The organism is Winogradskyella sp. HB-48 (assembly GCF_049942685.1).
Lineage (GTDB): Bacteria > Bacteroidota > Bacteroidia > Flavobacteriales > Flavobacteriaceae > Winogradskyella.
Genome location: NZ_CP187934.1, coordinates 1,551,382 through 1,572,825 on the forward strand (window position 1 = coordinate 1,551,382; position 21,444 = coordinate 1,572,825).

Sequence of the window (21,444 nt, forward strand, 5' to 3'; positions counted from 1 at the left end):
ACTAAAGTCAAAATGTTACAAATTAGACCAATCTGTGAGTATTGTAATAAAAACTCCCGTATAATTCTGATGAAGCTATGATCTGCTCGTTCGAATGTACCTTCTGCAAAGATTGTGTTGAACTTTTACATCATATCTGCCCAAACTGTGGTAGTGGTTTTGAAAAGCGACCTATTCGTCCTGAGGAAATGTTACATAAATACCCTGTTTCTAATAAAGGGATTCATAAACCTGTAGAAATCAAGGCACATTATACTAAATTAAAGATTAAGTAGTTAATTTTCCTACAATCTATGTATTTGTAAATGTGTTGTTTATCGAAAAAATAAACAACGGGTTTCAAATTATCTAAGCAAAAATACCATTTATCGAATTTCTGGTGAATAGAGAATATTTAGTCAGATATTAGTGTCATCCCTCAAAAATTAATAGCACCAAATTTACAGATTAATAGCCCTAAATTATTATTAATGATTTAACATTACTTATTATGGATTTACAAATCACCAACTACAACAACCGTTTTCAGATTAAAGGGACACTGAACAAGTTAAGCTTAAAAACTTTCAATGCACATTTTGCAAATATTTTTGATAGACTAGATAATGTTTTATTAGATATTGAGAGTGTAGAAAGTATAGATAGAGCTGGTGTAATGGCTTTGGCAAGGTTACATAATGAATCCATTACAAAATCAAAAAAATTATCTATTGTTGGTTTAGGCTGTAAAGAACTTTACGACCATTTTAAGTCAGAAGAGCCTGAAACAATGCAAGTACCTACAGGTTCTATTGTAGCGGCATAAGTTTAAGCAGATAGATTTTAAAATATTTTATAAAAGTGTACCAAGTATGTTTATGGTGACAGATAAACGGCCTGTGTGCACTTTTTTATTTAGCAAGACATATCGGCTATAATTTTCCATTCACCATTGATCTTTTTAAAGATTATGATAAAAACACCATCAGCATCACCTACTTCCCTTTTGAGATGATATTCTCCCATCACCCAATAGTTGTCTCCTTCAATTTTTGATACATCATTTATTACAAAATTTAAAGTACCACTCTCAGCTTTTGATGGATAACCTTTTCTGTAATTGTTCAATGTATTTTCCCAGCCTTTGGTAAGACCTCTGCTACCATAAAATTTTAAGGAATCATTTTTCCAATAGCCTAGCATAAAACCTTCTAAATCATGATTATTCCAGGCATCTTCTTGCGTGTTTAAGACTTTTAAGATTTCAGATTTATCGGTTTTAAAAGTATCTTTTTGCGATTCTGATTGATTAGAGCAATTAAATAATAGAAGTGCAAAGACAAAATAGATAGATTTCATCACGTTTAGTTTTTGGTTTCCCTAAAAGTAATGATTTTAGTCACTTCGAGTGATTTTCGTAAGAAAGTTGTATCGAGAAGTAATAGTTTATTATGGTATTCTAAATTGAAAAATACAATATCTGTTTTATAAAATTCCTTTCTGTTTCTTTAAAAAGGCATCAGCTTGATGTTGCATTAGCTCTCGAGCTTTTTGGCGTTTGTAATTCATCACGTCTTCTTCATCAGCAATCTCGGTATAAACCTTATTGTTAATGTCGTTGTCAGTTTTAACAAGTAGTTGTCGTTCTGCGACTTGTTGATCTACCCAAGATTTTACAACAGTTTCCTGATCTTCAAGTTTGTAATCAAACTCACCTTTTGGAGATAAAAGTTTTGCAATTATAGGAGAGGTTTCAATTGCAAGAAATAATAAGAAAATAAAGAAAGATGGCAGCCAAGGCAATTTGCCTAAAGCATTGACACGTGCCATTAAGCCATCAAAATTATCAATTATAGGTTGTGACTCTGCAACATTGGCTTTATAATCGCCTTGTAAAGCTATGATTTCGTTTTCTAGGGCTGCAATCTTTGCTTTGTTTTCGGTTTTTAGTTGTTGTAACTCTGCTAAAGCAGCGTCGTGTTTCTCTCTTTTTTCTTTGTAAACAGGTCCTTTGCCGAGTTTCATAGTGCCAGATGTGCCTTCTGCTTCTGTTATGTAGGTGTCGTAAAGTGCGTTGACTTCAGTTTCTTTAGTATCTATTTCACTTTGTAAACTTAAAATCTGATTTTCTATTTCTGCTATTTTAGGATTAAATTGTTGTGCAATTTGGTTTTGGTTCGCTAACGTTAAATCATTCTTTTGCTCTAATAGAACTTGATTGATTTCCTTTTCGAAAATCTTAAGTTCTAAAGGTTTTGAAATCACTACAGCAATTATCACGGCCAGAAAAATTCTTGGTGTGGCCTGCATTAGTTCATCTAAAAAATTATTACGTTTTTTAATAGTAGAAACGATATAGCGGTCTAAATTAAAAATGAGTAGTCCCCAAATGATTCCGAAAAATATGGAAGTATATAAATTGTCAAAAACGGTGTAAAGTGCGTAGCTCGCTGCAATGGTAGCCATTAAAGCGGTAAAGAATACGGTTGCACCGATACCAGCATATTTATTTTGTTCACCATTTGAGCAGTCATTTAAGATTTCGGTGTCAGCTCCTGAGCATAGGATAAAGAATCGTTTTAACATAACGGTTTGCTTTTTGATTGATTGATGTTTAGGCAAGCTTTACACTAGCCTTATAGGCTATTAGAACGCTAAAACTTTGGTTTTGTTACATTTTTAAAAGAAAAAAGCCTCGCACTGCGAGGCTTTTATGTGAAATCTATTTCTTTAATTGAATGATTATTGGTGGAAGTCGATTTTCTTTTTCGTCTTTAATGTCGAATATTGTAATCATTCCATCATCAAAATTTTCAAGATTTTTAATGCTAGTTGCTGAAATGGTGTTCCCTTGTATAAAATCGGTTTTTATTCCTGGTATTTTCAGTTTAAAATTCGTAACATTTCCTTCAGACAAGGTGAGCTTTAATTTTTTTAGTTCTTCTTTTGTCAAAGCGATATGACCCTTTATAGGTTCCTTTTCATTGAGATAAATTACTGGTGGTTCGTTTTTTTTATTTAATACAGCTGGTTCTAGATTAACCTTGCCAGAACTATTGCCATCATCATCTATAAATTCGTATGATGTTACAACCGTACTAACTTTCCATGGCCCACCAGAGTTGTTAATACTATCAATCTTTTTATCTACGTTTTGGGATTCGTTGAAAATTTTTTTCTGTTTTTCTTCTGCTTCTTTCACCGTTAGTCCTGAATATAGACTGAAGTGTTTAGAATCCAGACCAGCCTTTTTAAGACCTTCATTGCTACTAATACTACAAGACCAAACATTTACCTCTCTTAATTTTATTTGAATGGATTTAGCATAATCAAGAGCTTCGGTTTTTTCTGTAATGATAGATGCAGATACATATTTTCTGTGATCTTCAGTAGATAAATGTTGGTTAAGCTTTTTTACTTCCTTGTTTATGTCATCTACTTCAACTTTCTTTCCATTAAATTGGATGTTATTGTCACTGTCAATATAGATTTCTATGGGTTGAATCCTTGTTTCTTGTTCTTGTTTTGAAACATCATTATAAACGTCATCATTAGCTATTACACTAAAGGTTTCACCAGTAGTAATATTGCTTGCTGTATGCACTTTTCTTTTATATTTTCTTTCATAGTCATCTATGGTCTTTTGCATTTTTCTTTTTTCTTTAGGACTCGCATTTTCAGGTATTGGAGGAGGTGGAGGTGGAATGTTTTCCTCTCTATTTTTTGTTTTTGGTGGCTCGGGAACTGAAGGTGGCGGAGGTGGCGGAGGTGGTATGTTTGGCCATGCTTCAGCATTTTTACGTTGCTCATTTGTCATTAAATTCTTATAGATATTTAAATAATGCTCAACCTCTTTTTGTTTAATGATAGGATATTCATAAGATTTATTTGCTTCAGCTTTCTTTATGGCTGAATTCATTTTTTTAGCCCATGCGTTATATTCTGCAACTTGCTCTTTTGTGGCCTTTTGTTGCTCTAAAATATCTTCAACTTTTTGCCAATCTTTGTTTTCTGCGGGAACTGGTGGTGGAGGTAAAATGTTATGTTCTTTTAATTCTTCTTTAGTGAACAAATTATAGATTTTATCTGCTTGTGCCTTTAAAATTTTTAATTCTGAATTATCTTTTTGGTCTCCTTTTAAATAAGTAGAAATAGCATTAGAGTACTTTTTTGTTATAGCATTGTAGTTGTTAACTGCTGATTTCTGATAATTTTTTCTAAAACCATCTTTAGTATATAAGCTAAACTGAAATGGTTGTGGAAACTTTTCACTTCGTGCATTATCATAAACTTTTGAGCCTACAAAATGAAAGATGTCACTAGCTACATAGTTGTTTAATACTGAATTTGGAACATGCACACCGTCAATCCAAAGCGCATATTTCTCAGTATTTTTCCATTCTTCAAATTGTGAAACTGTTGGAGATTTTGGCTTTACTTTAGAGAGATTTGTATCTGGTATTACAGGATATTTTTCAACCGAAGCACGTTGTTCTTCGGTCATCATATCATAGATGGCAACAATTCGTTGATATTTGGAGTAATCGATGTAGTGTGTAGTGTTAAATTTTATAATCCAATCATTGTATTCTTTCATCATAGCTTTTGTTGCGCCATCTATGTACACTACATTAAGCTTATTTGCTTTATCTAATTTCTGTTGGATTGAATCTAAAAGGTCTTGATCCTTTTCAACATATTCCCTTTCAGCAAAGCTGTAAAAAAGAATGGCTAGTATTGGTAATACCAATAAGGTACTTAACCAAATTTTGGTTTTTGAGGTTTGTGTTTTCATAACTGTAAATCGTTTTTTGAATGATGAATAATTGATGGCACTCGCTAATTGATTATTGTGAGTGTTTGATGAAAATTGTAATAATATATTTTGATAATTTTTGGTGGCAACACCTTTTTGAAGTACTGCGTCATCGGCTAAAAACTCGTGATTGAGTTTTACATGATGCTTTAAAATGTACACCAAAGGATGAAACCAAAATATAATTTGAAGCAACTCTAGTAACAAAATATCCAAGCTGTGCCATTGCTTGGCATGCGTTTCTTCATGTAGTCTAACTTCTTCTGGTATTTGGTTGTTTTCAAATTGGTATTGGTTAACAAAAATAAATTTAAAGAATGAGTGTGGTATGCGGTACGTTTTTAGTAATACATAGATAAAACTATGGTTGCGTTGTTTGTCGTTTTTTACAATTTGTCTGTAAAGCCTAAAAAGATTAATTGCAAAGCGAATTGCAAATAGAGCTGCACCAAGCATATATATAGTCCAAAGAATAGTTTCTAAAGTCAGTACAGGAGTGACCTCAATGGGTTGAGGTATAACTTCTGCCTCTATTGGAATAAAAGCATTCGTAACTTCAAAATTCTGAACAATAGGTTCTACATATTCAATAATGCTAAGCTCTGGAATGACTAATGAAACAACAAATGAACCTAGTAGATAGAATCTTTTAAACCTATGCATTTGTTGCTTTTCTAATAATAGCACATAGACTAGCCAAAAAACTAAAAGGCAAGCGGAAAATTTAAGCAGATAAAGTTCCATAATTACTTGTTTTTAATTTCCTTATCGATTATGGCTTTTAACTCTTGTAGTTCTTCTTTTGTCAAATCTGTTTTTCTGGTAAAGAAGGATGCAAACTGAGAGGCGCTATCATTAAAAAACGTTTTAATTAACCCATTAACATGCTTAGAGAAATAATCTTCTTTTTTTACAAGCGGATAATACTCTCTCGATTTTCCGTAAGTTTTATAAGCCACAAAGCCTTTGCCAATCATGCGCTTTAATAACGTTGCAACGGTTGTTGTTGCGGGTTTAGGCTTAGGGTAGACTTCCAAGATGTCTTTCATGAAAGCTTTTTCGAGTTTCCAGAGGTATTGCATGAGTTGCTCTTCGGTTTTAGAGAGTTCCATTGTTCTACAAAATTAGAATTAACTCTACAAATGTAGAATAAAAAATTTAATTTCAAAATAGTTGAATGTCAAATTTTTACAATTTGCTACCTTTGTAGTAACAATTAAATGCTGTTTTTTAATGAAAAAGCCCTTATTGCTGCTGAGTTTTGTAGCTTTGATAATATCTAATGTGAAAGCGCAGTCTATTGAAGATTTAATGAATCAGGTGAGTACAGCCAATTTGCAGACTAGTGTCGCACAGCTTTCAGGCGAGCAGTCAGCAACCATTAATGGAAGTACACAAACAATAACGTCTCGTGTTCATAGTAATAATGATTTAGCAGCGGATTACATAAAGGAGCGTTTAGAGACTTTGCCTAATCTGGTGGTTGAATTTCAGAATTTTAATACAACAGGAAAGAATGTTATCGCGACGCAGTTAGGACAAACCAATCCTGACGATATTTATATTATTTGTGCACACTACGATTCGGTAACCACCTATTGCGCAGATGACAATGCCACAGGTGTTGCAGCTGTGTTAGAAATAGCGAGACTCCTTTCAAATCAATGTACAGATAATACCATTGTTTATGCACTTTGGGACGAAGAGGAGATTGGTTTGCGCGGTGCCAACTATTATGCGCAGCAAGCAGCAGATGAAACCAATGGAAATACTAGGGATAATATTTTGGCAGTGGTTAATATGGATATGATTGGTTATGATGGTGATGCGCCAGGAACACCAGGAGACAATGATTTTGATATTGATGTAAGGAATATTGCAAATTCAATTGCTATTAAAGATGATTTAATAAGTATTTTAAATACCTATTCTTTCGATTTAAATGAAATTGTTGTTAATCCTGGCACAACTGCCAGTGACCATTCTCGTTTTTGGAATCAAAATTATTCAGCAGTTTTGGTAGGCGAATCATGGGAAACCAATGACCAGACTCCGGATTATCACACCTCTAATGATAGAGTAGAAGATATCGATTTTCAGTATATGACAGAGTTGACTAAATTAGTATTAGCTTACACTGCTACTAAGGCCAATCTAATTGGTGTAGATAACACTGTTACTCAAACAACAACATTGTTAACTTCTAACCAAGCAGTGGGAACATACCAATGGATTAATTGTGATACTAATACACCAATTTCTGGTGAGACCAACCAATCTTTTACACCTTTAACTAATGGAAACTATGCTGTTGAAGTAACCAATGGAAGTTGTACAGAAATGAGTGCGTGTATTAATTTTTCTGTTTTATCAACAGAAGAATTTCAGCCTAATGAAATAAAAGTCTATCCTAATCCTGTTAACTCTGTGATTAAGATCGATAATTTTACAGAGTCTGAAATTGATGTTTCTATCAATAACATCTCAGGAAAAGTGATTAAAAAAACAAATTCCCGAAAAGCACACATTGAAATTGAATTTGATAGTACTGCTTCAGGAGTTTATTTTGTAAACGTTAAGTCTAAAACTAAAGCTTCGACTTATAAGATCATTAAGGAATAAAACTATTCCGCCGATTTTAATTCAGTAAAGTACTTGTAGAACCAAGGAATAGTCTCAATACCTTTTAAGTAATTCCAAACACCAAAATGCTCGTTAGGTGAATGTATGGCATCGCTATCTAATCCAAAGCCCATAAGAATGGTTTTGCTTTTTAGTTCTTTTTCAAAAAGCGAAACAATAGGAATACTTCCACCACTACGTTGCGGAATTGGAGTTTTTCCAAAAGTCTGCTCATAAGCTTTAGAGGCCGCTTGATAACCGATACTATCTATTGGTGTTACATAGCCTTGGCCGCCATGGTGAGGTTTTACTTTTACTTTAACTCCTTTTGGTGCAATTTTTTCAAAATGGGATTTGAATAGCTTTGTAATTTCTTCCCAATCTTGATTAGGTACTAAGCGCATCGAGATTTTGGCATAAGCCTTACTTGCAATAACGGTTTTAGCACCTTCACCAATGTAACCTCCCCAGATACCATTAACATCTAATGTTGGTCTGATGGAATTTCGTTCGTTAGTAGAATAGCCTTCTTCACCGTAAACAGCATCTATGTCTAAGGCTTTTTTATAGGCATCAAGTGAAAATGGTGCTTTAGCCATTTCAGCACGTTCTTCGTCAGAAAGATTTTCAACTTTATCGTAAAAACCAGGAATGGTAATGTGATTATTTTCATCATGAAGCGACGCAATCATTTTAGTCAATACATTGATTGGGTTGGCAACAGCTCCACCATAAAGTCCGGAGTGTAAATCTCTATTTGGTCCAGTCACCTCTACTTCAACATAGCTTAAGCCGCGAAGTCCAGTAGTGATGGATGGGACATCTTTGGCAATCATACCTGTATCTGAAATAAGAATGACATCGTTTTCTAATTTCTCACGATTGGCAGCAACGAATTTACCAAGATTAGCACTGCCAACTTCTTCTTCACCTTCTATCATGAACTTTACGTTACAAGGTAGCTCATTATTTGTAGTCATGTATTCTAAAGCCTTCACATGCATATACATTTGACCTTTATCGTCACAGGCACCTCTAGCAAAAATGGCACCTTCTGGATGTAGGTCTGTTTTTTGTATTACAGGTTCAAAAGGTGGTGAGTTCCATAAATCTAATGGATCTGGTGGCTGCACATCGTAGTGGCCATAAACTAAAACAGTTGGTAAATTTTTGTCAATTAGTTTTTCGCCATATACAATAGGATAACCATCGGTTTGGCAAATTTCAACATTGTCACAGCCAGCCTTTAGAAGACTTTCTTTTATAGCATCTGCAGTATTTAGGACGTCTTTTTTGTAAGCAGAATCTGCACTTATTGAGGGAATTTTTAGTAAATCAATGAGTTCGTCAATGAAGCGTTGTTTGTGCTCATTGATGTAAGCGTTTATATTTTGCATAATAGTAATTTGATTTCTAACAAAAGTAACAATTATGAGAGGATTATTTTCTTAAATAAAACCTATTTGAATATTGAAACTATTGTTTATATTTGCAGTCCTTTTGCAGGCGTGGTGGAATTGGTAGACACGCTAGACTTAGGATCTAGTGCCGCGAGGTGTGCGAGTTCGAGTCTCGCCGCCTGTACAGTAAAGACTCTTCATAATTTTGAAGGGTCTTTTTTTATGATTGTTTTTACCTATAATTTAGTAAGAAGAGAAGTTTATGCTGAGCGAAGTAGAAGTAAGTCTTGCCGCCTGTACAATAAAAGCCAAAGTATATATTTTCGGCTTTTTTGTTTTATACTTTCTTCTTTAGTTTCTAACAAAATGCTGAAACCAATACTTGTTATAATTAATCTCGTTATTATCTAAATGCTAACCTTTTATGGTTGATTATGGGCTTTTAAACGATAATTAAACAAAGGGTAATTTCGGATTTTTTTTACTAATTTGATACTTGCTGTTACTAATTCAGAGTTTATTTCCGTCCTCAATTTTCTACTTTTTGTTCAGAGCATTTATAAGTTGTTATGGTTAGTATAATCAGCCAAGTACTTATTTTTCATGAAGTTAAGTTTCATCCTTTCGTATTCACTTATATTATTTTGGACTTTATTTAGTAATGTGCATTTGTTTAATTCTAAGCCAGAAAATTATGATTTAAAAATATATGAATGCACTATGACAAATGGTATTACAGATTTTATTAGCCAAGGACAATTACGTTTATCTTTATACGAGAGGAGTGCATTAGTCAACAATGAGTCTCAAGCAGATGGCTTCTTAATTTTTTTTGACGCTGAAGGTAATAATGATGTTGATATAAATGACGCACTTGACATTCCAAACTTGGATGAAAATTTTTCAACTAATAATAATTGGGTTTTATTGAGTATTGAAAGTAGAGCTACTCCGGTTGACCAAGAAGAAATCCAATTAGAAGTAAATACATATAGAGATACTAACTATACAATAGTGGCTGAAGGTATCTCAATGCAATGTGCGACAGCATTCTTATTTGATGATTATCTGGATAGTTATACCTAAATTCCACAAAGTGGTACGGTTAATTACAGTTATTCAGTTGCTTCTAGTATAACTGCTTCCGTGGCGAATAATCGTTTTAAGTTAATATTTTCTGCAGATGCATTACAACTTACATGGAACGGTTCAGTCTCAAATAATTGGAATGATTCCGATAATTGGACGCCTAATGAACTACCAGGGTTATGTTCAGATGTAACAATACCTGAAACAGATACACCACCACAAATCTCAGAAGATATGACCATAGCTAATTTAAATATTAATGGTGGAGTCAATTTAACTGTGCCCAATGGAACAACTCTAAATGTATCAGGTGATTTAAATATGTATTCTGAATCAGATTCGTATTCTAGTTTAATCGTGCAAGGTTCAATCACAGTAGGAGGAAATACAAAATATCATAGATATACTAATTCAGAATTAAATGATAGAGATTTAATTGCACCTCCGTTGTCAGGTCAGAGCTGGATTTCTTTTTTAACGAATGACAACAATTATAACGCAAATATTCTGTTTAACAATGGTATTACGCCTCCAAATACAACTTATTTATTTGGCCCTTTTGAAAAAGGTACTACAGATGAGTATTTAGTATATAATTATAATGCTGTGGAAATACTATCCTCTGGTAGAGGTTATAGAGTTGCGACAAATACGTCAATAGAAAAAGGAAATGGTGAAGCTTTGGTTTTTACAGGATCAATTGTTACAAATTCTATTAGTGTACCTATTGAAAACGATATTACTGGAAGTTTTCCAGAATGGAATCTTATCGGTAATCCTTATGCTTCTTATATAGATGTTAACTCCTTTCTAAACCATGTAGGATCTATTTCTGGTGTATCAACCTTAGTTTATTGAATGAAAATACTGTGGCTATCTATGGCTATGATGCAAATGATACAGACGGATCAGGAAGCGTTTGGACCATTACAAATTTGGTAGAAGGGCCAGATAAGATAGCTCCTGGCCAAGGTTTTTTTTGTGTCGTCAAATTTGTCATCTGCAAGTTTAGAGTTTACCCCTGATATGCAGGTTGAAGGTAATTCAGATGATTTTATTATAGGTAGAACATTAAGTAATGTTGATTTTGTCAAAATAAGGCTGAGTACATTATCTGATAGTTGTATAACATAAGTTTTTTTCCATGATAATGCAAGTTTAGGATTGGATATAGGATATGATGCGGCTGTTTTTGGAGGTAACGTCTCTGATTTTGCACTTTATACACATTTGGTCGAGAGTAATGAAGGAGTTCCAATGGCAATACGTGGATATTTCAGATGTTGTAATCCCACTAGGAGCTAATGCTAATCAAGGATTGGAAGTAAGGCTTAGTGTCGTTGATATGGCGTTGCCATATACAATAAATATATATCTAGAGGATACGTTTACTAATACATTAACATTATTAAAAGATAGTGATTATGTAATTTATACATCAACTGGATTGTCCGAAACAGGGCGTTTTTTCTTAAGAGTAACTGAATCCGTACTTTCAACTGTTCAAAATGATTTAGATAACTTAAATGTTTTTGTAATAGATAGCTCTAAAGAGTTAATTGTAAGAGGTCAATCGCAAGAAAGGACAACTTTGGTTTTGTATGATCTTCAAGTAAGAGAAGTACTTTCATTAGAGCTAGACTCATCTATTCTTGAAAATCGTATTGATATGTCTTCACTAGATGGAGGTGCTTATATTATAAATCTTCAAAATGATATCTGGCAAAAATCAAAAAAAGTTGTTATTGACTAAAACCTAATTAAATTTTGTTGCCTTATCTTGTGTCCCTCTTTTAGTATGGATAGACTTTCTTTTATCTAATTTCAAGGAAAACTTCGTTATATTACCTCTACAAAACTTCTCTAAGTACTTATATTTACATATATTAGTGCCTTAACATTGATGTTGTGTTAAAGTTTTAGCTTGTATCCTGATTATTTTTGAAATGATGATAAGCAGAAAGGTCCTCTTACTTGTTTTTTTAATCTCATCCATTTTTCATGGTCAAGAGATACCACCTATTCAGATTTTTACTACTCAAGATTATAAAGCAGAAGATCAAAATTGGGATATTTCTCAAGATAAAGAAGGTGTAGTTTATTTTGCAAATAACAAAGGGTTACTAAGATATAATGGTGCAAGATGGGATTTGTTTCCAACCCCTAACCAATCCATCTTAAGGTCTGTTAATATAATAGATGAAAAGATCTACACAGGCAGCTACATGGATTTTGGCTATTGGGAAAAAGACAACTATGGAGGGTTGGTGTATACCTCTTTGATAGATAAACATGGTATTGATCCAAAAGAAGATGAACAATTCTGGGACATTGTAGAGATAGAAAATTATATTCTATTCCAGTCTTTAGACAGAATATACATTTATAGTGTTGATGCTAATACTTTTAAGATTATTGAATCTAACCAAAGAATAAATAAAATTTTCAAAGTAAACGAAACTATATACTTTCAAAAAAATGGAAATGGTATTTATGAAATTCTAAATGGGGAAGAAAGACTCGTTTTATCATCTGAAAAATTCCAGGATAATGAAATCATCAACATTTATACTGTTGACGAAGCTTTATTGTTGGTAACCAAAGAAAATGGCATATACTCATACAAAAATGGTGAAGTCTCTATATGGAGCAATAAAGTAAATGATCTGATAAAAAACTTAAGCGTTTACAGTAGTATAAGACTTAATGATGGTAGTTTTATTTTTGGCACTATATCTGAAGGGATTTTACACATAAATCTTAATGGTGATAAAATCATAAAAATAAATCAGGCAGGTGGTTTGAGTAATAATACTGTTTTGTCTGTTTTTGAAGGTAAACAAGGCAACTTGTGGTTGGGCTTGGATAATGGTATTAATTGTGTGAACCTAAATTCGCCTTACAGAGTTTATAAAGATAAACAAGGGGTTTTAGGGACTATATATGCATCTATAAAAATTGATCAGAATTTGTATTTAGGGACCAATCAAGGCCTTTTTTATAAGGACATTACCAAAGATTCTAAGTTCAGCTTTATAGAAAAAACCAAGGGTCAAGTGTGGAGTTTAGGGTATTTAAAGGGTACGCTGTTCTGCGGGCACGATAAAGGTACTTTTATTATAAAAAATAACAAAGCAGACCTTTTAAGTGGTGAAATAGGGTCTTGGGTATTTAAAGAAATTAAAGACAAGCCCAATTTAATTATACAAGGAGGCTATGAGGGGTTAAGTGTATTGGAGTTGCGAGATGGCATTTGGTCGTTTAAAAATAGAATTGAGGGTTTCGATATTTCTTCAAGATATTTTGAGTTTATAAATTCAAATGAACTTTTAGTAAATCATGAATATAAAGGCATTTATAGAGTAAGAATAGATTCAAGTTTTGTTAAAGCTTTGGATTTTGAAAAATTAGATATAGAAGAAGGTCCCAAATCTAGTATTACTAAATATCAAGATACCATCCTATATTGTAATAAGGATGGTATATTTAGCTATAATCAGCAAACCTCTGATTTTGTAAAAAATGATGTGTTGAGTCAACCAATAAAAGGAGATGGCTATCTTTCAGGTAAATTAGTTTTTGATGAAAGTAGTAATAGGCTATGGCTGTTTAATAAGAATAACATTATTTATGTAGAGCCTGGCACACTTTCAGAAAAGCCAAAGATTAATTATGTTCCAATTTCTTATGAACTTAGAAACAGTAAGGTCGGTTACGAAAACATTCTTAGACTAAACAAAGATGAATATTTAATAGGGGCTAATGATGGTTATTTAGTTGTAAGTTTAGATAAACTTAGTGGTAATTCTAATCACATCAAAATAGATAATATATCTTTTAATTCACTACATAATGAATCTGTTAATTTAGGGGTGAATGCACCAGCGGAATTAGAGAACAAGAATAACAGTATTCTATTTAAGTACAGCGTCACAGATTTCAATAAGTTTTCAAATACTAAGTATAAGTATCGATTAGTAGGTATTTATGACAATTGGAGTGATTGGATAACAAAATCTGAAGTTCACTTCGAGAACCTTCCACATGGTAACTATAAGTTTGAGGTTAAAGCACACCTAGGAGGAATAGAATCCAATAATACAGCTTCTTACAATTTCACAATAGAAAAACCATGGTACTTAAAGCCTATGGCAATTGCTACCTATATTGTGTTTGGTCTAATATTTCTTTTTTTAATACAGTATTTTAACAGTAGATACTATAAAAAACAAAAGCAAGAATTATTAGAAAAGAAACAAAGGGAATTAGAGCTAGAACAATTAGAAAACCAAAGACAGCTCATTCAATTCAAAAACCAAAATCTTCAGTTAGATATTGAAAACAAAAACAGAGAGCTTGGTACAGCAACTATGAACTTAGTTAAGCGAAATGAATTGTTGAATAATATTAAAGAAGAGCTGTCTAAAAGTAAATCATTAAATGAGGTAAAAGGCGTCATTAGATTAATAAATTCTAATTTAAATAATACAAGCGACTGGAAACTTTTTGAAGAGGCATTCAATAATGTGGATAAGGATTTTATGAAAAGGATAAAATCGCTTCACCCATTAATAACTCCAAATGATTTACGACTATGCGCTTATCTGAGGTTAAACCTATCTTCAAAAGAGATTGCACCTTTATTAAATATTTCACATAAAAGCGTAGAAGTAAAGCGATATCGATTGCGTAAAAAAATGGGATTGGACCATGATGAGAGTCTTACAGATTATATTTTAGATTTGTAGGCTATTAAAATCACTAAATTCAACTATACATTACCTATACATTTGCTCACTGCCACACTACATTAGGTTGTACTTTATAGAGAGAAAACCTTTCAAAATGCTTGATTTAACAGTATTTTAATATCATATTCTTAAATTTTTACACTATTTTTTAAATTGTATATTTATTGTATAGTCTTTTTTTGAGATTTTCATATTTTTTTACTTAAGTTGCTGTAACTAATTCAACTAACTATGAAAATCAAAATTTTTGCATTTTTTGCCATGCTTCTGTGCACGGCAATTTATGGTCAAAACGTAGATGTATCTGGTACTGTTACAGAAGCATCTTCAGGTCAACCGCTTCCTGGTGTAAATGTATTAGTTAAAAATACTACCAAAGGGGCATCAACAGATTTTGATGGTAATTTTACATTAAATGACATACCATTAAATTCTATTATTGTGGTTTCTTATTTGGGTTTTATTACTCAGGAAATCACTATTACTAATGCCAATCCGTTAAATATTGTTCTTCAAGAAGACGCACAATCTTTAAATGAGGTTGTGGTCATTGGTTATGGTACTCAAACCAAAAAGGAGGTTACAGGTGCAGTAAGTGTCTTAGACTCTAAGTCTATTGAAAAACTCAATCCTGTGAGAATAGAACAAGCTATCCAAGGACAGGTAGCAGGAGTTAACATTACATCTAATTCAGGCTCTCCAGGTAGTGGACTTAACATTAGAATTAGAGGTATTACGACAAATGGGGATAACGCACCTTTAATTTTAGTTGATGGAAATAGGATATCTGACCTATCTGTATTAAATCCTAATGATATTGAAAGTATTAATGTGTTGAAAGATGCTACTGCAGGTATTTATGGTGTACAAGCGGCCAATGGTGTTATCTTGATTACTACAAAATCAGGTAGAAAAAATACAGGTCTAAAGTTTCAGTTAGATTCTTATTCAGGCCAACAGTTTACAAGCAAAAAAATGGATTTATTAAATGCAAGAGATTTTGCGATTTACGTCAATGATGCCGCAAATGCTACAGAGTTTTTTGTTTATCCCAACACCGGAACAGATTGGCAGGATGAAGTTTTTGAGCGTGCATTGATATCAAATGTGAGCCTAAATGTAACAGGTGGTAGTGAAAAGTCGGCGTATTCTGCTGGTATTTCATACCTAAACCAAGATGGTATTGTTGGTGGAAGTAAAAATAATTTTGAGCGTTTAACAGCTCGATTCAATTTTCAACATGATATACTAGATAATTTAAAAATAACGGTTAATGGACTTCATACACTTTCTGAAAAGCAAAATCTAGCCGAAGGTGGAATAGGCGCTGTTTTATATAACGCTGTTAATATTAACCCAACAATGCCTGTCTTTAATCCAAATGACGATCCTTTATTAGATTATGACAATTACGCACTTGCTAATGATATTACACAAATTGAAATCATAAATCCAGTAGCACAAATCAATGATACTTACAATACCTCTAGAGTGGCTAGGTGGAGTGCTGTACTTGGATTGGACTATACATTCTGGAAAAATTTTACCGTAACCTCTAGGTTTCAGGGTAACCATGCAAATGTGAGAGATGATATATTTCGACCTGAAGTATATTATGGGGGTGGGAAATCATTGAACACCGTAAACTCTTTTGCTGCACTAAGCGATGATGTTATTTTTAATGAAGTAGTTGACTTTGGTGCAGATTTCACTGATTTTACTTGGGATAACTTTATCACTTATAAAAATACATTTAATGATGCCCATGATTTAACATTGTTGTTAGGAGCATCTTTATATAGAACAAAAGGGCGTTTCTATGGTGATGTAGGAAGAACAGAAATGGGTACAAATCAATTGGGTCAATCTATTTATGATGAGGGAATGGTAAGACAGCCCCGTTTTACGGATGCAGCGTTAGATAATGGAGCAGATTGGTTCGATTCAAGGTTGTCTTCATTATTTACTAGAGTTCAGTATAGCTATAAAGGTAAATACTTGCTATCAGCGGTATTAAGAAGAGATGTCTCCTCACAATTTTCTTCACAGGATGGTAATAACGTAGGGTATTTTCCTTCAGGATCTATTGGGTGGAATGTTTCTGACGAAGACTTTATGCAAGGAGTAAATTGGATTAATAATCTAAAATTAAGGGCAAGTTACGGTATAATAGGAAACGACAGAATACCAGCATTTGCTTTTGTTACTAGATTAGATGGTCAGGCAACTATAGATGTCGGTTCAGACAACTTATTATTTGGTTTAGCACCAGGTAGACCTGGAAATCCAGATTTAAAATGGGAAGAACAAGAAACCGCTAATATTGGTCTAGATTTTCGTTTGTTTGATAACAAAGTAAATATATCTGCTGATGCTTACAGAAAACAAACCAAAGATTTGTTACTTACACCACAAGCATCAGCTGTTACTGGGGTTGGTGCACCAGCAACAGGTCCTTCTGTAGTTAATGCTGGTACAGTACGCAATACGGGATTAGAGTTTGCAATTGGATATAACGATAATATTGGTGAGGACTTTAGGTTCAACATTAATTTTAATGTAACAACTATTGATAATGAAGTAGTTTCATTAAATGGAAGGACTACTCCAGTAGGTGGTGAATATGGTGTTGGACTTGGGATTACAGATATAACACGTATGCAACCTGGTTTACCTTTAGGGCATTATTATGGTTATCAAACCAACGGTATTTATCAAACGCAAGCTGAGATAGATGCTTTAAATGCCACTGCACCTTCTGGGACTTACAGTACTATTGGAGATGTTGCTCCTGGAGATTTAATATTTGTTGATACCAACGGTGACGGTGAGATAACTGCAGAAGATCGTACAAATTTAGGAGACCCAATACCAGATGCTACTTTCGGAATTAATATAGGCTTTACATATAAAAATATAGATTTTAGTGCAAATGCTTTTGCATCTGTTGGGCATGAAATGGTTAGAAATTATGAGCGTAAAGATTTATATGCTAATAGAGGCACATACATGCTAGACAGATGGCAAGGAACTGGTACAAGTAATTCAGTGCCAAGAGCTGTTGCCGGAGCAAATGTTAATACAGATAATTTCTCGGATTTTTATGTTGAAGATGCTTCATTTTTACGTTTACAAAACGTACAAATAGGATATACATTTGGTGAAAAATTCAATTCAACTGTTGGAGTTGACAAATTTAGGATTTATCTTTCAGGTAATAATCTTTTTACACTTACAGATTATTTTGGTTTTGACCCTTCTGCCAATTCAGGTGCTCCACTTGGAGGTGGAATAGATAACGGTTTTTATCCGGTTGCAGCATCTTATTTATTAGGAATTAATTTAAACTTTTAATTGTTATGAAAAGAAAATTAATAATATTAATGAGCTTCGTAGCTCTTTATACAATTGGTTGTACTGATGATTTTGTTGAGGTAGAACCAGATGGATTCAATGATTCCGACTTCTTCAATAATCAAGAAGAATACGAAAGTGCACTTATAGGCGCTTACGATATGCTACAAGCAACATTTTGGAATGTGCTTACGGGTATCGTTGCCTCACCAGATTATGCTGCTGGTGGCGACGCTTTTAATTACGATCAGCCGACACTTCAGAATATTAATTTAATGATACATACACCTTCTGATGAAAATCAATTGCGTAGTATTTGGGGGCTAATGTATGCAGGTTTAAACAGAGCTAATTTTATCTTAGAGTTTAAAAATAAAACCGATTTTGATGGTAAGGACCAAATCATAGCGCAAGCATACTTTCTTAGAGCTTACTATACGTTCGAATTAGCAAAATTCTTTGGTAATGTACCATTAAAAACTGAAGACAGAAATGGGGTTTTAAGAATTGTTGACGAACGAATTTTTCCTGAAGATGAATTTTCTATGGAACGTGTTTCAGACTTAGCTACTACGTATACTTTAATTGAAGAAGACTTAAAAGAAGCTATTCCTAATCTTCCTGTAACACAAGACTTACCTTATGAGGTAACTAAAGGTGCAGCCCAAGCTTTGTTGGGTAAAGTATACTTGTATCATGGAAAATTTGATCAGAGTAAGTATTCAGATGCAGCAACAGCTTTAAATCAGGTAATATCAAGTAATCAATATACTCTAACAACAGGTAATTCATACGAAATGCTTTTTGAGGGTGAGGGTGAAAATAGCTCAGAAGCGGTTTTTGAAATTCAATATACAGGTATAGAAGCTGCTGGTTGGGGTTGTATTGAGTGTAGTCAAGGTACTTATTTCCCACAATTCTGTGGTCCTAGATCACCATTTAGTAATGCGACTTATAATGCTGGTTGGGGTTTCTGTTTGCCATCTGTAGAGTTATATGATTTATTCGAAGATGGCGACATAAGAAGAGATGTCACATTTTTTGATTTAAGAGATGCACAAGATTCTTACTCACAAGGTAGGGACGATACAGGTTTGTTTAACAGAAAATATATGCCACGTAAAGCAGATGATGGTGTTGGTTCAGATCCATTAAATTACTCTCAAAATTATCGTGCTATAAGATATGCTGATGTCTTACTAATGGCTGCTGAGGCTGAGGCTCAAAGCGGTGGTGGTAATGCGCAAAATTATCTTAATCAAGTCAGAGCTAGAGCATACGGAGATAATAGTCACGATTATACTGCTGCTGAAGGAGATTTATTACAAGCGATTTATTTAGAAAGACGAAAAGAAATGGCAGGTGAAGGACACGGATTCTTTGATTTGGTCAGAACTAACAGAGCAGCTTCAACTATAGAAGGCTTTACCGCAAATAAAAATGAAGTTTTCCCAATTCCGTTAATTGAGTTACAATTAGCTCAGGCAGAAGAGCGTTGGGGAAATCCTGGATATTAAAAAAAGAGTACAACAAAAATTAGATTAAAATGAAAATATTAAAAAAAGGAGTTTATTACATTTTAGCATTACTGATGTTAAGTGTTTCATTTTCTTGTGAAGAAGATGATGAGTTAAACATAATAGCAGGATTGGATTTCAATATTGCCGAATTGAATCCAGAGGGAAACAAAATAGGTGTAATAGCTACAACAATACCACCAGATGGCAGAATCCTATACACAGTAGATTTTGGTAACCCAAATGACGATGCTGATGTTTTTCAAACCAGTGGTCCAATGGTAACTTATTTATATCCTGAAGAAACAGCAACCTATACAATTACGGTTACAGCATCGCTTCCTGGCAGAGACGATGTCTCTATTTCCGAGGATTATACTGTTATCTTTCAAGAACCAGATCCAGATCCAGTTGACAACCCATTTTTTGGGACTTGGCGTTTAGCACCAGAAGCAGGAGCGTTGGGTGTAGGCCCAGGACAAGGCGATGTCTCTTGGTGGTCTAATTCCCCTGAAGATGTTATTACTAGAGATTGTTTGTTTGATGACGAGTATGTGTTTAATGCAGATAATTCTTTTCAAAATGTGTTAGGTGCTGAGACATGGTTAGAGCCATGGCAAGGTACAGATCCAGAAGCCTGTGGCACTCCGGTTTTCCCACATGATGGAACAGCAACAGCTTCGTATGAATTTACTAGTAGTGAGCTAACAATTACTGGTGCAGGTGCTTTTATGGGATTAGCAAAAGTGGTTAATGGTGCAGAGTTAGGTACAGGAGATACTGTTCCTGAATCAAGAACATACCAATATATATTGTCAGATGATGGTCTATCATTAACGTTACAAATTCAAGTAGCAGGTGATGGTTGGTGGTCATTTAAATTTGTAAAAGATGCACCTCCAGCTCCTTCAGCTCTAGAAGGGACTTGGCGTTTAGCTCCAGAAGCAGGTGCGTTTGGTGTTGGCCCAGGGCAAGGCAATGTATCTTGGTTCTCTAGTTCAATAGAAGATGTAGCTACAAGAGATTGCTTATTTGATGATGAATATGTATTTAATGCCGATGGAACCTTCCAAAATGTATTAGGTTCAGAAACATGGCTAGAGGCTTGGCAAGGACAAGATCCAGAAAGTTGTGGCACGCCTGTTTTTCCTCACGATGGTACCGCTTCAGCAACTTATGATTATGATGAAGGTGCTGGAACAGTAACTATTAATGGTCAGGGTGCATTCTTGGGTCTAGCTAAAGCTTTTAATGGAGGTGAATTAGCTAATCCTGGTGATGCACCAGAAAGCATAACATACATCGTCGAATTTCAAGATGACAATACCATAATTGTTGATATTGCAATTGCTGGTGACGGTTGGTGGAGATTTAAGTTGGTCAAAGATGCACCACCAGCAAACCCATTAGTTGGAACATGGAGATTAGCCCCAGAAGCAGGTGCGTTTGGTGTTGGTCCAGGGCAAGGCAACGTATCATGGTTTTCTAGTTCAACGGAAGATGTAACAACAAGAGATTGTTTATTTGATGATGATTATGTATTTAATGCTGATGGAACATTCCAAAATATTTTGGGCTCAGAGACTTGGGTAGAAGCTTGGCAAGGTAACGATCCAGAAGGATGTGCTGCTCCAGTATTCCCACATGATGGTTCAGCATCAGCAACTTATAATTATGACGCAGGTGCTGGTACGGTAACTTTAGATGGTGCTGGAGCATTCTTGGGCTTGGCTAAAGCTATTAATGGAGCTGAATTAGCTAATCCTGGTGATGCACCAGATTCTGTAGAATATATTGTTGATTTTGAAGATGACAATACAATAATAGTAGATATAGCAATAGCTGGTGACGGCTGGTGGAGATTTAAACTTGTAAGACAATAATTGTTTAGTTCAAGATCTGGGATAGGTCAATAT

The 21,444-nt window shown here is 34.0% G+C and carries 15 protein-coding genes and 1 tRNA gene; 11 read left to right on the forward strand and 5 right to left on the reverse strand.

The genetic code is table 11. The annotated features are described in order from the left end of the window. The first annotated feature begins 77 nt into the window (after nt 1-77). Together ACPX19_RS06940 and ACPX19_RS06945 are read left to right on the forward strand one after the other, a co-directional pair. On the forward strand, nt 78-275 hold the full coding sequence (locus ACPX19_RS06940; protein WP_426432330.1) for a DUF1272 domain-containing protein: 198 nt from the start codon (nt 78-80) through the stop codon (nt 273-275). 215 nt (nt 276-490) lie between these two features. After that, nucleotides 491-805: an STAS domain-containing protein gene (locus tag ACPX19_RS06945; protein WP_426432331.1), complete on the forward strand. Its 315-nt coding sequence runs from the start codon at nt 491-493 to the stop codon at nt 803-805. A gap of 89 nt (nt 806-894) precedes the next feature. Here the strand turns inward: ACPX19_RS06945 and ACPX19_RS06950 are convergent, their stop codons facing one another. The 4 genes from ACPX19_RS06950 to ACPX19_RS06965 form a co-directional block, all read right to left on the reverse strand. Continuing rightward, a complete protein-coding gene (locus tag ACPX19_RS06950) occupies nt 895-1,338 on the reverse strand; it encodes a YybH family protein (protein WP_426432332.1) in 444 nt (147 codons plus the stop codon). Between the two features lie 126 nt (nt 1,339-1,464). After that, nucleotides 1,465-2,565: a DUF4407 domain-containing protein gene (locus tag ACPX19_RS06955; protein WP_426432333.1), complete on the reverse strand. Its 1,101-nt coding sequence runs from the start codon at nt 2,563-2,565 to the stop codon at nt 1,465-1,467. 136 nt (nt 2,566-2,701) lie between these two features. Next, entirely contained in the window at nt 2,702-5,458 is a 2,757-nt protein-coding gene (locus ACPX19_RS06960) for a M56 family metallopeptidase (RefSeq protein ID WP_426432334.1), read from the reverse strand. Nucleotides 5,459-5,541: 83 nt separating this feature from the next. Beyond that, entirely contained in the window at nt 5,542-5,907 is a 366-nt protein-coding gene (locus ACPX19_RS06965) for a BlaI/MecI/CopY family transcriptional regulator (protein ID WP_426432335.1), read from the reverse strand. A gap of 121 nt (nt 5,908-6,028) precedes the next feature. Here ACPX19_RS06965 and ACPX19_RS06970 point away from each other — a divergent pair, with 121 nt between their 5' ends. Beyond that, nucleotides 6,029-7,417 (forward strand): M28 family peptidase, encoded by a 1,389-nt coding sequence (locus ACPX19_RS06970; RefSeq protein WP_426432336.1) that lies wholly within the window; start codon nt 6,029-6,031, stop codon nt 7,415-7,417. Nucleotides 7,418-7,419: 2 nt separating this feature from the next. Here ACPX19_RS06970 and ACPX19_RS06975 read toward each other — a convergent pair whose 3' ends face one another. Beyond that, complete coding sequence (locus ACPX19_RS06975; protein WP_426432337.1) at nt 7,420-8,814, reverse strand: dipeptidase; 1,395 nt, start codon at nt 8,812-8,814, stop codon at nt 7,420-7,422. A gap of 105 nt (nt 8,815-8,919) precedes the next feature. Between ACPX19_RS06975 and ACPX19_RS06980 the strand changes: the two genes are divergently transcribed. The 8 genes from ACPX19_RS06980 to ACPX19_RS07015 all read left to right on the forward strand — a co-directional run bounded on the left by ACPX19_RS06980 (nt 8,920) and on the right by ACPX19_RS07015 (nt 21,411). Next, nucleotides 8,920-9,001: transfer RNA gene (locus ACPX19_RS06980), tRNA-Leu, on the forward strand. A gap of 485 nt (nt 9,002-9,486) precedes the next feature. Beyond that, nucleotides 9,487-9,903, forward strand: coding sequence for a hypothetical protein (locus tag ACPX19_RS06985; RefSeq protein ID WP_426432338.1), 417 nt, complete (start codon nt 9,487-9,489; stop codon nt 9,901-9,903). A 60-nt stretch (nt 9,904-9,963) separates the two neighbouring features. Then, on the forward strand, nt 9,964-10,764 hold the full coding sequence (locus ACPX19_RS06990) for a hypothetical protein (RefSeq protein WP_426432340.1): 801 nt from the start codon (nt 9,964-9,966) through the stop codon (nt 10,762-10,764). Nucleotides 10,765-11,149: 385 nt separating this feature from the next. After that, the gene (locus ACPX19_RS06995) at nt 11,150-11,659 is read left to right on the forward strand and encodes a hypothetical protein (RefSeq protein ID WP_426432341.1); all 510 of its coding nucleotides are present in this window, start codon (nt 11,150-11,152) and stop codon (nt 11,657-11,659) included. Between the two features lie 193 nt (nt 11,660-11,852). Then, nucleotides 11,853-14,654 carry a triple tyrosine motif-containing protein gene (locus tag ACPX19_RS07000; protein ID WP_426432342.1) on the forward strand — a complete coding sequence of 934 codons (2,802 nt, stop codon included), beginning with the start codon at nt 11,853-11,855 and terminating at the stop codon, nt 14,652-14,654. 234 nt (nt 14,655-14,888) lie between these two features. Continuing rightward, nucleotides 14,889-18,011, forward strand: coding sequence for a SusC/RagA family TonB-linked outer membrane protein (locus tag ACPX19_RS07005; RefSeq protein WP_426432343.1), 3,123 nt, complete (start codon nt 14,889-14,891; stop codon nt 18,009-18,011). A 5-nt stretch (nt 18,012-18,016) separates the two neighbouring features. Beyond that, the gene (locus ACPX19_RS07010; RefSeq protein ID WP_426432345.1) at nt 18,017-19,528 is read left to right on the forward strand and encodes a RagB/SusD family nutrient uptake outer membrane protein; all 1,512 of its coding nucleotides are present in this window, start codon (nt 18,017-18,019) and stop codon (nt 19,526-19,528) included. 29 nt (nt 19,529-19,557) lie between these two features. Continuing rightward, nucleotides 19,558-21,411: a hypothetical protein gene (locus ACPX19_RS07015; protein WP_426432346.1), complete on the forward strand. Its 1,854-nt coding sequence runs from the start codon at nt 19,558-19,560 to the stop codon at nt 21,409-21,411. Nucleotides 21,412-21,444 lie beyond the last annotated feature (33 nt).

Excerpts from the sequence above, each read along its gene's own strand:
- ACPX19_RS07000 (WP_426432342.1), top strand. The coding sequence starts at position 11,853 with ATGATGATAAGCAGAAAGGTCCTCTTACTTGTTTTTTTAATCTCATCC.
- ACPX19_RS06955 (WP_426432333.1), bottom strand. The coding sequence starts at position 2,565 with ATGTTAAAACGATTCTTTATCCTATGCTCAGGAGCTGACACCGAAATC.
- ACPX19_RS06975 (WP_426432337.1), bottom strand. The coding sequence starts at position 8,814 with ATGCAAAATATAAACGCTTACATCAATGAGCACAAACAACGCTTCATT.
- ACPX19_RS06960 (WP_426432334.1), bottom strand. The coding sequence starts at position 5,458 with ATGCATAGGTTTAAAAGATTCTATCTACTAGGTTCATTTGTTGTTTCA.
- ACPX19_RS06945 (WP_426432331.1), top strand. The coding sequence starts at position 491 with ATGGATTTACAAATCACCAACTACAACAACCGTTTTCAGATTAAAGGG.
- ACPX19_RS06995 (WP_426432341.1), top strand. The coding sequence starts at position 11,150 with ATGAAGGAGTTCCAATGGCAATACGTGGATATTTCAGATGTTGTAATC.
- ACPX19_RS06970 (WP_426432336.1), top strand. The coding sequence starts at position 6,029 with ATGAAAAAGCCCTTATTGCTGCTGAGTTTTGTAGCTTTGATAATATCT.
- ACPX19_RS07015 (WP_426432346.1), top strand. The coding sequence starts at position 19,558 with ATGAAAATATTAAAAAAAGGAGTTTATTACATTTTAGCATTACTGATG.
- ACPX19_RS07005 (WP_426432343.1), top strand. The coding sequence starts at position 14,889 with ATGAAAATCAAAATTTTTGCATTTTTTGCCATGCTTCTGTGCACGGCA.
- ACPX19_RS06965 (WP_426432335.1), bottom strand. The coding sequence starts at position 5,907 with ATGGAACTCTCTAAAACCGAAGAGCAACTCATGCAATACCTCTGGAAA.
- ACPX19_RS07010 (WP_426432345.1), top strand. The coding sequence starts at position 18,017 with ATGAAAAGAAAATTAATAATATTAATGAGCTTCGTAGCTCTTTATACA.
- ACPX19_RS06940 (WP_426432330.1), top strand. The coding sequence starts at position 78 with ATGATCTGCTCGTTCGAATGTACCTTCTGCAAAGATTGTGTTGAACTT.
- ACPX19_RS06950 (WP_426432332.1), bottom strand. The coding sequence starts at position 1,338 with ATGAAATCTATCTATTTTGTCTTTGCACTTCTATTATTTAATTGCTCT.